Source organism: Collimonas arenae (genome assembly GCF_000786695.1).
GTDB classification, from domain to species: Bacteria; Pseudomonadota; Gammaproteobacteria; order Burkholderiales; family Burkholderiaceae_D; genus Collimonas; species Collimonas arenae_A.
Map to the genome: position 1 here is coordinate 5,312,554 of NZ_CP009962.1, position 14,080 is coordinate 5,326,633.

The 14,080-nt window shown below is 56.8% G+C and carries 14 protein-coding genes; 12 read left to right on the top strand and 2 right to left on the bottom strand.

All coding sequences use genetic code 11. From position 1 onward, the window contains the following. Nucleotides 1–3: 3 nt before the first annotated feature. The 6 genes from LT85_RS23485 (at nucleotide 4) to trmB (ending at nucleotide 4,827) form a co-directional block, all read left to right on the top strand. Nucleotides 4–711 (top strand): GNAT family N-acetyltransferase, encoded by a 708-nt coding sequence (locus LT85_RS23485; RefSeq protein ID WP_038493861.1) that lies wholly within the window; start codon nucleotides 4–6, stop codon nucleotides 709–711. A 301-nt stretch (nucleotides 712–1,012) separates the two neighbouring features. Then, nucleotides 1,013–1,255 (top strand): accessory factor UbiK family protein, encoded by a 243-nt coding sequence (locus LT85_RS23490; RefSeq protein WP_038493864.1) that lies wholly within the window; start codon nucleotides 1,013–1,015, stop codon nucleotides 1,253–1,255. Nucleotides 1,256–1,265: 10 nt separating this feature from the next. Beyond that, nucleotides 1,266–2,795 (top strand): YifB family Mg chelatase-like AAA ATPase, encoded by a 1,530-nt coding sequence (locus LT85_RS23495; RefSeq protein WP_038493866.1) that lies wholly within the window; start codon nucleotides 1,266–1,268, stop codon nucleotides 2,793–2,795. A 147-nt stretch (nucleotides 2,796–2,942) separates the two neighbouring features. Beyond that, a complete protein-coding gene (locus tag LT85_RS23500; RefSeq protein WP_052135421.1) occupies nucleotides 2,943–3,356 on the top strand; it encodes a hypothetical protein in 414 nt (137 codons plus the stop codon). Nucleotides 3,357–3,654: 298 nt separating this feature from the next. Next, nucleotides 3,655–3,912, top strand: a complete 258-nt coding sequence (locus LT85_RS23505) for a BTH_I0359 family protein (RefSeq protein WP_014008142.1) — start codon at nucleotides 3,655–3,657, stop codon at nucleotides 3,910–3,912. A 225-nt stretch (nucleotides 3,913–4,137) separates the two neighbouring features. Beyond that, the gene (gene trmB / locus LT85_RS23510) at nucleotides 4,138–4,827 is read left to right on the top strand and encodes a tRNA (guanine(46)-N(7))-methyltransferase TrmB (RefSeq protein WP_038493870.1); all 690 of its coding nucleotides are present in this window, start codon (nucleotides 4,138–4,140) and stop codon (nucleotides 4,825–4,827) included. Nucleotides 4,828–4,878: 51 nt separating this feature from the next. On the opposite strand, the gene LT85_RS23515 is transcribed toward trmB, so the two are convergent. Together LT85_RS23515 and rsmI are read right to left on the bottom strand one after the other, a co-directional pair. Further along, nucleotides 4,879–6,792, bottom strand: coding sequence for a potassium transporter Kup (locus LT85_RS23515; RefSeq protein WP_437177279.1), 1,914 nt, complete (start codon nucleotides 6,790–6,792; stop codon nucleotides 4,879–4,881). A 287-nt stretch (nucleotides 6,793–7,079) separates the two neighbouring features. Then, entirely contained in the window at nucleotides 7,080–7,982 is a 903-nt protein-coding gene (rsmI, locus tag LT85_RS23520; protein WP_038493876.1) for a 16S rRNA (cytidine(1402)-2'-O)-methyltransferase, read from the bottom strand. Between the two features lie 12 nt (nucleotides 7,983–7,994). On the opposite strand from rsmI, the gene LT85_RS23525 reads away from it, so the two are divergent. From LT85_RS23525 to LT85_RS23550, 6 genes are all read left to right on the top strand, one after another. Continuing rightward, nucleotides 7,995–9,146, top strand: coding sequence for a penicillin-binding protein activator (locus LT85_RS23525; protein ID WP_038493879.1), 1,152 nt, complete (start codon nucleotides 7,995–7,997; stop codon nucleotides 9,144–9,146). 19 nt (nucleotides 9,147–9,165) lie between these two features. Beyond that, entirely contained in the window at nucleotides 9,166–9,549 is a 384-nt protein-coding gene (locus LT85_RS23530) for a YraN family protein (protein WP_038493882.1), read from the top strand. Nucleotides 9,550–9,909: 360 nt separating this feature from the next. Then, nucleotides 9,910–10,506, top strand: a complete 597-nt coding sequence (locus LT85_RS23535; protein ID WP_038493886.1) for a phosphoheptose isomerase — start codon at nucleotides 9,910–9,912, stop codon at nucleotides 10,504–10,506. Beyond that, entirely contained in the window at nucleotides 10,499–11,176 is a 678-nt protein-coding gene (locus LT85_RS23540; protein WP_038493889.1) for a BON domain-containing protein, read from the top strand. The genes LT85_RS23535 and LT85_RS23540 overlap by 8 nt, the downstream gene beginning before the upstream one ends. 98 nt (nucleotides 11,177–11,274) lie before the next feature. Further along, nucleotides 11,275–11,865 (top strand): LemA family protein, encoded by a 591-nt coding sequence (locus LT85_RS23545; RefSeq protein WP_038493892.1) that lies wholly within the window; start codon nucleotides 11,275–11,277, stop codon nucleotides 11,863–11,865. Nucleotides 11,866–12,091: 226 nt separating this feature from the next. After that, nucleotides 12,092–14,071, top strand: a complete 1,980-nt coding sequence (locus tag LT85_RS23550) for a M48 family metallopeptidase (RefSeq protein WP_038493895.1) — start codon at nucleotides 12,092–12,094, stop codon at nucleotides 14,069–14,071. The last annotated feature ends 9 nt before the right edge of the window (nucleotides 14,072–14,080 follow it).

Consider the following 14,080-nt stretch of genomic DNA (forward strand, 5'->3'; position numbering starts at 1 on the left):
GCCATGCCACAGCAATCCACTGAAACCGGTCGGCCGCTGCCAGACTGGCAGCCAGCCGCACTGCCGCAGCGCACCCAATTGCAAGGCGGCAGCATCCGGCTGTTGCCGCTAGACGCCGAGCGCGATGCCGCTGCCCTGTACCAGGCAGAACACGCTGCCGACGCCGACCCCAGCCAATGGGACTTCCTGACCGCTGGCCCGTTCCAGAGCGAGCTCGACTTCAGCGCCTGGCTAAAGACGTGCGCCGTCAGCAGCGATCCATTCTTCTATACCGTGATCGACCAGCAAAGCGGACTGGCCACCGGCGTCCTCAGCTATCTCGCCATCACGCCGGAACACGGCTCTATCGAAATCGGCCATATCTGGTTTAGCGGCCGCATGCAGCGCAGCCGCCAGGCCACCGAAGCGATTTACCTGCTAGCGCGACATGCGTTCGAAGTGCTTGGCTACCGCCGTCTGGAATGGAAATGCAATTCGCTCAACCAGCGTTCGCAGCAAGCGGCATTGCGCTTCGGCTTCACGCCGGAGGGCCTATTCCGGCAACATCGCGTATTCAAAGGAAAAAATCGCGATACCGCATGGTTCTCGATGCTGGATAGCGAATGGCCATTGCAACGTGCGATTTTCGAAGCCTGGTTGCAAGCGGATAATTTCGATGCGGAGGGACGTCAAAAGAAATCGCTAAATGAAATTCGTGCTGCGCTTTCTTGAAATACCTGGCGATTTGGCTAAGAGGCTGTTGCAAACACAGATGGCTAGGCGCTCCGACGAAGACAGTACGAGCAGTACGGCCAGCAGGGTGTAGCAGGGGTTTCAGACGACATTGTCGTCTGCCTCCGGAACGACCTGGGCTTGCAAGCTCGGGGGCACCCTGCAAGGGCAACAACGCCAGGTGTGTTTGCAACAACCTCTAAGGCAGTAAAGACTTAAACTACAGCGCCTGGCCACAATTTCGATGTGGGGTTTGCTCGTATCGGTTATCATTTTTCTTATTTGCAGATAGAGGGCCGCCATGAACAAACCCAACTTTTTCGACGACATCCAAGCCAAGATCAACCAGGCCATCGAAAATTCCCCCGCCAAGGATATCGAGAAGAACGTCAAGGCCATGATGAGTCAGGGCTTTGCCAAACTGGATCTGGTCACCCGTGAAGAATTCGACGTGCAAGCCCAGGTGCTGGCGAGCACGCGCGCCAAACTCGAAGCACTCGAGGCACGCGTGACCGAGCTTGAAGCACACCTGAAACAGCCATGATGCCGCGCCAGTGACGCTGGCAGTATTGAAAAGCCGGGCGCTGGCAGGCATGCAGGCGCCCGAGGTGACAGTTGAAGTCCACCTGGCCAACGGCCTGCCTAGTTTTACCATCGTCGGGCTACCCGAAACCGAGGTCAAGGAATCCAAGGACCGGGTCCGCGCAGCGCTGCAAAACGCCCGTTTCGAATTTCCTTCCCGTCGTATCACCGTCAATCTCGCGCCTGCAGATCTACCCAAAGAATCAGGACGATTTGACTTGCCGATTGCGCTCGGCATCCTGGCTGCATCCGGACAGATGCCTGCGAACAAACTCGATGACTACGAATTTGCCGGCGAACTCTCGTTGTCCGGCGAGTTAAGGCCGATACGCGGCGCGCTGGCGATGACCTTCGCCATGACTGCCCAAAGCAGCAATGCGCCAAACGGCAAAAGCCGTGCCTTCATCCTGCCACGCGCCAATGCCGACGAAGCGGCGCTGGTCACCGATGCCCGTATCCTGCCGGCCGACAGCCTGTTGCAAGTGTGCGCCCACTTCTCATCTGCGCAGGCAGAAACAAGATTATCGCGCCATATTGCCGAACCACAGCCAAGACTACCTGGCTACATGGATTTCAGCGACGTCAAGGGTCAGCTGCAAGCCAAGCGCGCGCTGGAAGTAGCCGCGGCCGGTGGCCATAGCGTCTTGCTGATGGGACCGCCAGGCACTGGAAAATCGATGCTGGCGACGCGTTTTCCTGGAATTCTGCCGCCGATGAGCGACCGTGATGCCCTGGAATCGGCTGCGGTGCAATCGCTGACCAGCGGCTTTTCCAGCGCGGCATGGAAGGTACGGCCATATCGTTCGCCACATCACACAGCGACCGCCGTTGCACTGGTCGGAGGAGGCAGTCCGCCCCGCCCCGGCGAAATTTCACTGGCGCATCGTGGCGTGTTGTTTTTGGATGAGTTGCCGCAATTCGACAAGCGTGTGCTGGAGGTACTACGTGAGCCGCTGGAATCCGGCCGCATCACGATTTCGCGGGCCGCGCGGCAAGCAGATTTTCCGGCACAATTTCAGTTGATCGCGGCAATGAACCCCTGTCCTTGCGGCTACCTCGGACATACCGTCAAACAATGCCGCTGCACGCCCGACAATATCCTGCGTTATCAAAACAAGATCTCGGGGCCATTGCTCGACCGCATCGATATGCAGATTCTAGTGCCGGCGTTGCCTCATGATGAACTGCTGAATGCCGCTCAAGGGGAATCGTCGGCAGCCATCGCAACGCGCATCGAACAAGTGTGTGCCTTGCAACTGGCGCGTCAAGGCAAGCAGAATAATGCCTTATCGGCGAGTGAAATCGATCAGCTTTGCAAGCCTGATAACGCTGGAGAAAAACTGTTGCGAGGGGCCATGACCCGCCTGAACTGGTCGGCGCGCGGCTATCATCGCGCGCTTAAAGTTGCACGCACGATTGCCGATTTGAGCGGAGCGGAAAACATTGCCGCGAGTCATGTCGCCGAAGCGATTCAATATCGCCGGGCTTTAAGCCAAGCCTGAGCGTTATGCAAACGACATGTAGATAATGCGCCCGAAATTGAAATCTGAGATCCCTGTGGATTTAAGTCAGTTTTAATTTTTAGCCCGTATGCTGGGTTTCATGGGCACACAGAAATGGAAACCCAACGCACGACAGGAGGAACCATCATGAACAAGCGCACAGTTCTCGCACTAACCGCCTTGATCGCCGCCGCATTGACGTTCAACGCCAATGCAGCTCCCACTCCGATCACGAAAGGCGTAGCCACCTACATGTCTGGCGGCATCGGTCTGGATGAATCGACTCTGATACAGCAAGAGGCGAAAAACTATCCACTGGAACTGGAATTCCTCATCAAAGCTTCCCCGAAAGACGAATATGCAGCCGACATCCACGTGAAAATCAGCGACGCAAGTAATAAAGTGGTGTTGGACGCCGTTTCCAAAGGGCCATTTTTCCTGGCAAAACTGCCAGCTGGCAGCTATCACCTGGAAGCAGCCAAGAATGGGCAAGTAAAAGATCATAAGATCGCCATCACGCCAGGATCGCACCAGCACATCATGTTCGAGTGGCAAGAATAATGTAGCGTTAGCGGGCAACATTAGGTGACGCTATTGGCCTGCGCCCAGTGATATATAAATATTAAATACACTCTTAGAAGAAATACATTGCCTTGATAAGTATTTAGCACGTGACAAAAATAACCTGTGGCGTACTATGTAATTGAAACAAGCGCAAAATTTCTTTTACCACTGAAATATGTCTGTCTGAAAAGAAACATATCGATCAGAAAAGGAGTTGAGAAATAATATTTTCACTTGCTGGCTTGAAAACTGCTTACTCGATCATTACCTTCTGTTCTAACTACCGGGAGCGCATATGAACCTGATTTATAACAGTGACCAATACAGCGTCGTCGAATTTGGTGCCGATGAACAACGCGAAGCTTTGCGTTTCGGCGGCTACGAAATCGTCGATAAATCGTTCAAGCGCGAGATTTTTATTGCTGGTGCCTTGGCTGAATTTTTCCGTAAAGGGGTCGAAGATCTGATTGCGACCGAGCCGAGCATCGAGGATATCGATGCTTTCCTGGGTAACTATGACTCGATGATGAGTCAGCCCGTCACTTTGCAATAACCCTTACTTCCAACACGTCCCTTCACCCGATGTTGCCGAAAATCACGGCAATAACGGGCTGGTTGGGATAATTAATTTGGACTTACGCAAAATTTCGCCAGCAAGGCATGCCGACGAAGATAGTACGAAGATACAGCTAGGAGGCATAACGCCGCTGGCGGAATTTTGCGTCAGTCCTATTAATGTATATTGCCGTACCTTTTAGATTTCTTCCGGTACGTCGACATGTACGCCAATTCCAGCCCGATTCACAGTGCCCAGAGCGGCATTCACGACCAGCTTGCGGCTACCGTCGCCAAGCACGCCTCGCATACATTTCAAAAGCCGGTCAGTGCCTATAACCAAAGTGCGTTCGACGACAGCATTGCCGCCTGGCGCGCCGCCGGCAGTGCACCGCTGATCCTCGATGCGGGTTGCGGCGTCGGTCTCTCGACCATGTACCTGGCGGCACGTTATCCGGATCATTTTGTGATCGGGGTCGACCAGTCCGCCGACCGGGTTGGCCGCAACACGCTATGGCCGGGGCTGGCAGCGCTGCCGCACAACTTCATCCGTATTCGCGCCGACCTGGTGGATTACTGGCGATTGCTGCTGGCGGCGCAGGTTTTTCCGGCGCGCCATTATCTGCTGTATCCGAATCCATGGCCGAAAATCGGCCAGCTCAGCCGGCGCTGGCATGGCCATCCAGTGTTTCCGACGATCGTCGCGCTGGGAGGTATCCTGGAGTGCCGCAGCAACTGGCAGATTTATGTCGAGGAATGCGCCAGCGCCCTGCGCCAGTTGAGCGGCTTGACTGTTGATTGCGAGGCTTATCGGCCAGAACTTCCGATAACGCCGTTTGAAAGCAAATATCTGGCGTCAGGCCATCAGCTGTGGCGTTGTCAGGTCAATCTCGGATCAGCGCCAGGCGCCTGAAAAGAAAAAGCCCCGCAAACCTGAACGGCTTGCGGGGCTTTTTTCGGCATTTTAAATTTCGACCTTGGTTCCCAGTTCCACTACACGGTTGATCGGGATATGGAAAAAGTCGGACGGCTTGGCTGCGTTCTGATACATCCACGCGAACAGTTTTTCCCGCCACAGCTGCATACCCGGGATCTTGCTTGGGATCACCGTATCGCGCGCCAGGAAGAACGACGTATCCATCACGTCGAATTCCAGGCCGAACTGCGCCGTCGCCAAGGCCATCACGGTTTGCACGTCAGGCGCTTCCTTGAACCCGAAGGCGGAGCGCAAGACATACACCTCGCTGCCCAGTTCTTTCAAAGTCAGGCGCTTGCTGTCTTCAACGAAAGGCACGTCCCAGATACTGATCTTCAGGAAGAACACGCGCTTATGCAAGATGCGGTTGTGCTTCAGGTTATGCAGCAGGGCCACCGGCACGGTGGTTTTGTTACCGGTCATGAAAACAGCAGTGCCATCGACCCGATGCGGCGGATGCGCCAGCAAGCCTTCAATGAAGGGCTCCAGCGGAATCCCTTCATCCTTGCTGCGCTCACGCAGCAGCATGCGACCGGCGTACCAGGTCATCAGCAGGAAGAAGGCGATGCCGCCAAGCAGCAATGGGAACCAGCCACCGTCGACGATCTTCAGCAGATTCGCGGCGAAGAACGCGAAATCGACAATGAAGAAAGCGCTGATGACCAACGCCACCAGAAAAGGATTCCACTTCCAGACCGTGCGCATGACGACCGCTGCCAGCACGGTGGTGATCAGCATGGTAGTCGTCACCGCCACGCCATAGGCTGCCGCCAGGTTATCGGATTTCTTGAAAGCCAGCACCACGCCCACCACCAGCAACAGCAGCATCCAGTTGATCACTGGCACATAGATCTGGCCGCGCTCATCTTCCGACGTGTGCAGGATGCGCATGCGCGGCACAAAGCCCAGCAGGATGGCCTGGCTGGTCAATGAGAACGCGCCGGAGATGACTGCCTGCGAAGCGATCACGGTGGCGGCGGTCGCCAGGATCACCATTGGCAACAGCAACGCGTCCGGCACCATCAGGTAGAACGGGTTCTGGATAGCCGCTGGATTGATCAGCAAGTTTGCACCCTGGCCAAAGTAATTCAGCATCAGGCAAGGCATGACGGTAAACAGCCACGCAAAACGGATCGGACGGATGCCGAAGTGGCCCATGTCAGCATACAGGGCTTCGGCGCCGGTCAGCACCAGCACTACCGAACCCAGCACCACGAATGCTTGCAACGCGTGTGTCTTCATGAAAGCAGCAGCGTAGTAAGGATTGATTGCAACCAGGATTTCCGGCGCCTTGAGGACGTTATAAACGCCCAGCAAACCCAGCGCGACAAACCACACAAACATGACCGGTCCAAATAATTTACCGACCACCGTGGTGCCGTGCTTCTGGATCAAAAACAAGGCAATCAGAATAATGAGCGACAGCGGCAAGACAAAACGCGTCAATCCCGGCGTGGCGATTTCCAACCCTTCCACCGCCGACAGCACCGAGATAGCCGGCGTGATCACGACGTCGCCATAAAACATGCAGGCGCCGAAGACGCCCAGCATCATCAGCGTCTTGGCGCGTTTCGAACCGCTTGCGGCAGTACGCAGCGACAGGGCCATCAAGGCCAGCACGCCGCCTTCGCCGTTGTTATCGGCGCGCATGACGAACAAGACGTACTTGAGCGAGACCACGATGGTGATCGCCCAGAACAGCATCGAGATAATCCCCAGCACGGCATCAGGTGTGAATGGAATCCCGTGATCAGTGCTAAAGCACTCTTTCAGCGCGTACAGCGGACTGGTGCCGATGTCGCCGAACACGATTCCCAAGGCAGCCAGCGTGATGATGTGTAGACGGGAAGACTTGAATCCGGGGTGGTTGCTGGTTTGCGTTGTACTCATGTTCTCTCTCATCTTATTAGTAAGGGCAAGTATCGCTAAACACGTGACCCGCTTACTTCAATTTGATTTCTTTCTTGAAACTGTTTGTCGCATTGCACAAGGAGGCGGATTTTACTATCGAACCTTGCGCGGAAACTAATTTGCCGTATAGCTGCCGTTGCTAAAATACATCCTCATCCAGGCATTTTTGTGCCTATATTTCTGCACCGGTCTTGTTGAAACCTTGCCCGCTTCAAAAGAGGTACAAACTTATCAATAACAAAAAAACATGGAAAATATTAAAGACATCTTATCCCGCGTTACGCATCTTTCAAAGCTAACGCTCGCTCATACAAGGCATTTTTCTTTTGCCCGGTGATCTGCGCCGCCAACGCGGAAGCTTGCTTGATCGACAATTCCGCAAGCAATATTTGTAACACCCGCTCACCTTCGGCGCTGTCGTCGCGCGCTACCGGCGCCGCTTCGACCAGCAGCACAAATTCGCCCTTCTGCCGGTTGGCGTCAGCCACCAGCCAGGCCGGCGCTTCGCCCAGCGCGCAACGGTGCACGCTCTCGAACAATTTGGTCAGCTCGCGCGCCAGCACCACCTGGCGCTCCGGCCCGAAGGCCTGCAACAGGGCATCGACGGTTTCAATAATGCGGTGCGGCGCTTCATACAGCACCAGCGTTGCACTGGCGCCCGCCAGTCCGGCCAGGATGATCTCGCGCTGACGCGCCTTGCTTGGCAAGAATCCAATGAACTGGAACTGGTCGTTGACCAGGCCGCTGACTGACAATGCCGTCACCGCCGCCGACGGCCCCGGCAACGGCAAGGCGCGCAACCCCGCCCTCAGCACCGCATCGACGATGCGGGCGCCAGGATCCGACACCGCCGGCGTGCCGGCATCGGACACCAGTGCGATACGCTCTCCTGCCTGCAAGCGGGCTACGATTTTTTCCGCAACTTCCCGCTCGTTGTGCTCGTGCGCCGCCAGCAAGGGCTTGGACAAGCCATAGCGGCCCAGCAAATGGGCGGTATTGCGCGTGTCTTCACAGGCCACGGCGTCGACCAGCGACAATACATGCAGGGCGCGCAGGCTGATATCGCAGACATTTCCGATCGGTGTGGCCAGCACATATAATGTTGAAGCTGGATACGCTTGCTGCGCCACCTCATCCAAAATTGCTGGGTTGATGAGGGCATTGGCAGATTGATGAGTCATTGGGAGTTATGAATGTTATATAAATGGGCCAAGCTGGCGCTAGCGGCGGGTATCCTGTTGAACGGATTGTGCCCGCCTGCGCTGGCAAACACAACCACCGGCGATGCCGCCAACGCGGACGCCGACGGCAATACCATTCCGCTGGCCAGCATCGCCTTATTGTTGCCTTTGCGCTCCAGTCCCTTGGGGGCGGCGGCCGATGCGGTGCGCAGCGGCTTTCTGAATGCCTACGAACGCGACAAGAGTGGTCTGGCGGTGACCGTGATCGAAGCTGCCGATACCCCCAGCGACATGCTCGCCGCGTACAATGCCGCCAGCAAAAAATACGATATCCTGGTGGGACCGCTGTCGCGTACCGGCCTGACCGCCATCATCCAGAACGGCAAAGTGGAAAAACCGACGATCGCCCTGACCCAGCCGGATTTCTCGGGCGGCAAGGATGCTGTTTTGCCGACACAGTTATTGCCCATCGGCCTGTCGATTGAAGCCGAGGCGCGCCAGGTCGCCAATTGGGTCGGCACCGATTACGCACCCGGCAAGGTACTGGTGCTGAGCACCAGTACCGCCTGGCAGAAACGGGTCGCCAGCGCTTTCGCGCAACAGATCCAAGGCAGTGGACTGCATGCCGAAGTAGTAACGCTCAGCCTGGAAAACGGCGTCTTCAATGTCGATGCGCTGACCCAGTTGCAACAACGGGTCGAGGGCGAAATGCCGCGTTTGCTGTTTGCCGCACTGAATGCCGACCAGACCAAGCAGATACGCATCGCAATTGGCGACCAGACGCCGATCTTCGGAATTTCGCAGTTAAACCCGCTGACCCTCGGCGACAGCAATCCCGATCATCAAATCCCCGAACTGAATGGCGTACGGCTGGTGGACATTCCTTGGCAAGTACAGCCGGATAACCCTGCGGTGATGATTTACCCGCGTCATGAAGTGGCCGCCGATCAGCGCCGTAACGCCGATATGGAACGCTTGTATGCACTCGGCATCGATGCTTTCCGCATCGCCCACGAAGTCGCCGCGCGCAATACCGTATTCCAGATCGACGGCGTCACCGGTAAACTGAATGTCAATTTCGGCGCAGGCACACCCGGCTTTGAGCGGGTCGAACCGACGGCGGCATATCAGAACGGTATCGTCATGCCGCTCGACATCCCGTGAAAACAGGGCTGGCCAATTGATGAGAATGCTCAAGACAATCTTCAGCAGCCAAACCAGCGGCAAATTGGCAGAAGACAAGGCGCTCATCTATTTGCAGCGGCAAGGACTTAAACTGGTCGAAAGAAATTTTCGTTGCAAGGGTGGCGAGATCGATTTGATCCTGTCCGAACCGGCAACGCATAAAGGCGCGCAGGAATTACTGGTATTTGTCGAAGTCAGGCAACGTAGCAACCCACGCTATGGCGGCGCAGCAGCCAGCGTGACGGCCGGCAAGCAGGCCAAGCTGATTCTCGCCGCGCAGGTTTTTCTGCAACGCTACCAGCATCCGCCTGCCTGCCGTTTCGACGTGCTGGCCATGAACGACCAAACCATCGACTGGATCAAACAGGCATTTGAAGCCTAGGGCCTGTTGACATATGATTTGGGAGATGCGTTCAAGTCAAACCGTGTGCTGGCAAGGCGCGTGGCTTGCTGGGGCTTCAGCCCCAGCAAGCCATGCAACGCGGCCAGCGCACGGTTTGGCTTGAACCCTCCGGGAACGGCTGCAGGCGTCGCATGCCGTTGTTGCATCTCCTTGCCGTAGCACCGCTACGTCGCGTCGCTGCGCCTAGGCACGCAACGCCTGCCGCGCGTTCGCACTCCCAAATCATATGTCAACAGGCCCTAGAGGCCGCTATAATCAGGACCAGAAACTGACTAACCTGACTAACACCAAGCTCAACACGCCATACGGCCACAGCATTTCACTCTCAATACCGACATCATGATAACTCAACGTATATTGGCGCACTTCAATGAAAGCGCCGAACTCAAGGCCCATGCAGCAGAAGTCCTGGCGGCGCCGATTGCGAGCGCAGTGGAACTTATGTTCTCAGCGCTGTCCAATGGCAACAAGATTCTTGCCTGCGGTAACGGCGGATCGGCTGCCGACTGCCAGCATTTTGCCGCAGAACTGGTGGGACGCTTCGAGCGGGAACGCTTGCCGCTGCCTGCATTGGCGCTGACAACCGATACCTCGATCATCACCGCGGTCGGCAACGATTACAGCTACAACGAAATCTTTTCCAAGCAGGTACAAGCGTTTGGACAAGCCGGCGATGTATTGTTAGCGTTTTCGACCTCAGGTAATTCGGCCAACATCCTGGCGGCTATCGATGTCGCGCTGGAGCGCGACATGCGGGTGGTAGCCATGACCGGCAAAGGGGGCGGCGCCATCGGCAAGAAACTGACTGAAGCAGATGTCCACATCTGTGTGCCGCACGACCGCACCGCGCGCATCCAGGAAGTCCATCTGCTAACGATTCACTGCTTATGCGACGGCATCGATGTCGCTTTATTTGGAGGAGATGCGAATGATTGATGGGCAAACTAAGCGACAAGTAGGCTGGAGCACGTTGCAACGACCGTTGGCGGCAGTCGCATTATGCGGCGCTGTGGTGATGGGCTTGCAAGGTTGCGTGGCGCTGGCGCTGGGCGGCGCGGTGGCTGGCGGCTTTGCCGCAACGGATCGCCGCACTCTGGGCGCGCAGACTGAAGACAAAGCCATCATGGTCAAGGCTGAAACCCGGATTCCCGGCGTCGTCGGCCAGGATGGGCATGTCAACGCCACCAGCTACAACCGCAAGGTGTTGCTGACCGGCGAAGTACGCGACGATGCCGCTAAGGCGGCGGCGGAACGCGAAGCGCAATCGATTGAAAACGTCCATTCGGTAGCGAATGAACTGGCGATTGGCGCGCCGTCTTCCTTCTCCTCGCGCTCCAACGATACCTATATCACCAGCAAAGTCATCGCTTCCCTGGTCGACGCCAAGGACGTATTCGGCAATTCCATCAAGGTTGTGACCGAACGCGGCAATGTCTACCTGATGGGCCGGGTGACGGAACGTGAAGGCAAGCGCGCAGGTGAAATCGCTGCCGGCGTGAGTGGCGTGCAAAAAGTTGTCAAGGTGTTTGAATACATTACCGAAGACGAATTGACACAAATGTCATCTGCGCCAAGGGAATCGGCCAAGCCATCCACACAGCCTTAAAAACAGCAGGTGAGCCGGGAGCGGCTTGCATTTCCTCAATTACTCAAGTAACGTTGCCGCTGAACAAATGTTCGGCGGCTTTTTTTTGGGGAAAAAACATGATCGGCTTCATCATCTTTCTGGCAATCGTGCTTGTCATCGTCTTTTGGATTGTCGGCATTTATAACGGTCTGGTGAGCTTTCGCAATCGCTTCAAGAACGCCTTTGCGCAGATCGACGTCCAGCTGAAACGGCGTTACGACCTGATTCCGAATCTGGTGGAAACTGCCAAAGGCTACATGAAACATGAGCGCGAAACACTGGAAGCAGTGATCTCGGCGCGCAACCAGGCGGTCACCGCAAACGCCAAAGTCGGCGGCAACGCTACTGATGCTGCTGCAGTACAGCAGATGGCGGCCAGCGAAGGCGCGCTGAGCGCCAGCCTTGGCAAACTGTTCGCCTTATCGGAAGCCTATCCGGACCTGAAGGCTAACCAGAACATGATGCAGCTCACGGAAGAGTTGACCGGCACCGAAAACAAGATCGGCTTCTCGCGCCAGGCATACAACGACAGCGTGATGGAATACAACACGGCAATCGAACAGTTCCCGGGCTCGATCCTGGCGAATATGTTTGCGTTCAAGCCGGCTGAGTTGCTGCAAGCGACCGAAGCGCCGGAAGAACGCAAGGCAGTCAAGGTCACGTTTTAAGGTCTTTAGAGGCTGTTGCAAACACACCTGGCGTTGTTGCCCTTGCAGGGCGCGCCCGGGCTTGCAAGCCCGGGCCGTTCCGCAGACAGACGACAGTGTCGCCTGAAACCCCTGCTACACCCTCCTAGCCGTATTACTCGTACTGTCTTCGTCGGAGCGCCTAGCCATCTGTGTTTGCAACAACCTCTTAGTTAAATTTGACAAAGCCTTTGACTGAACCGTCTACATGACCTTCTTTGAACAGCAGCACCAGGCGCGACAGGAGACCAAGAAACTGGTATTCCTGTTCGCGCTGGCAGTCCTCGCCATCGTTATCGCCGTCAACCTGGCGATGGCACTACTGTGGAATTTCAAGTTCGGCGGCCATCATGAATTGATGCGCAGCTATCCCAAGGGTTTCTTCGCCATCAATACCCTGATCACGCTGGCGTTGATCGGCGGCGGCACCCTGATCCAGACGTTCAATTTGCGCGACGGCGGCGACGCCGTGGCGCAGATGGCTGGCGGCCGCCTGGTCTCGCCTGCCACCGGCGACCTGCAAGAACGCCGATTGCTCAACGTCGTAGAGGAAATGGCGCTGGCTTCCGGCATCGCCTGTCCCAAGGTTTATCTGCTGGAACAAGAAGATTCAATCAACGCCTTTGCCGCTGGCTACAACCAGAATGAAGCGGTGGTTGCGGTTACGCGCGGCACCCTCAACCGGCTCACGCGCGATGAGTTGCAAGGCGTGGTCGGCCACGAATTCAGTCATATCCTGAATGGCGACATGCGTTTGAATGTACATCTGATCGGCGTCTTGTTCGGCATCCAGATGATTGCCGGCTTTGGCCAGCAACTGATGAATTTCGGCAGATTTTCATCTAGTAGCCGCGACGACAAAGGACCGCCGTGGCAGCTAATCATGCTGTTTGCTGGCCTGGCACTGTTCGTGGTTGGCTATATCGGCATCTTCTTCGGCCGCGTGATCAAATCTGCGGTGTCGCGCCAGCGCGAATTTCTGGCCGATGCCAGCGCAGTGCAATTCACCCGTAATCCGGAAGGCATCGGCGGCGCCTTGCGCAAGATAGGCGGCCTTACCGATGGCAAAAAAATCGGCTCGCAGATCAATCACCCCAACGCAGAACAGCTGTCGCATCTGTTTCTCGGCAGCGCCCGCCCCAATCTGCTGGACGGCTGGTTCGCCACCCATCCGCCACTGACTGAACGCCTGAAACGAATTTACGGCAGAAGCATGTCGCCGCTGGAAGCGCCTGAACTGTCCACGCCTTATGCCGAAACCACTGAACGTCTGGCGGACTTGCCGTTTGCCGCCGCCGGCTTTGCCAGCGCCGTCGCATCGACTAGCATGCCCGCTCCAGTTACTGTATCCGGCGCAGCAGCAACACCTTCGCTTGAATTCGGTAACAGCAGCGGCATGAAATCTCCTTTGTCGCCGCAACTCGATGGCGCGGTGCGCGATCCGGCTGGCGCTTGCGCCGTCGTGTATGCGTTGTTGCTGGGTGAAGGCGCAGAACGCGATACACAACTGGCCATCCTCAAGAAGGAAACGCCGCAACAAGCTGCATTAACCACCTTCCTGGCCGAAGCTGTGGCCCAGCTGCCGCTCAGCGCCCGCCTGCCTTTGGTTGATCTTGCCGCGCCGGCGCTGCGGCAACTGGCGCAAGCCGACCGTGATCGCTTGCTAGCGATTGTCGAGCAACTTATCGCCGCCGACAGCCGTATCACGCTAGCCGAGTTTGTATTGCAGACCGTCCTCACGCGCCGCCTGGCGCCACGCGCCGGACGTCTGGTGCCGATCAGATTCAATCGGCTGTCGGACTTGAGCGCAGACGTCGCGCTGCTGCTATCACTGGTGGCCCACGTGGCAGTGCCGGCCGGCCGCACCGATGTGACCGCAGCGCGGCTGACCGCTTTCCTGCGCGGCGCTGCCGCCTGCCCTGAACTCAAGCTTGCCAGCCATGACTATTGCGACGGCGCGACGCTCAGCTTTCCGCGCGTCCGGCAGGCGCTGGACAACGTCAATCAGCTGGCGCCGCTCGCCAAGCCGCAACTGGTCAAGGCGCTGCTGGCAGCAGCCGATGGCGGCGAGGCCTTGCAGATTTCCAGCGCTGACATCTTACGCGCCATTTGCGCCGGCATCGAAGCACCGATCCCGCCTGCCGTTGCCGCCACCTATCAAGCCTATCCCTGGCAGTTCGATAATTAGTGGACTGTA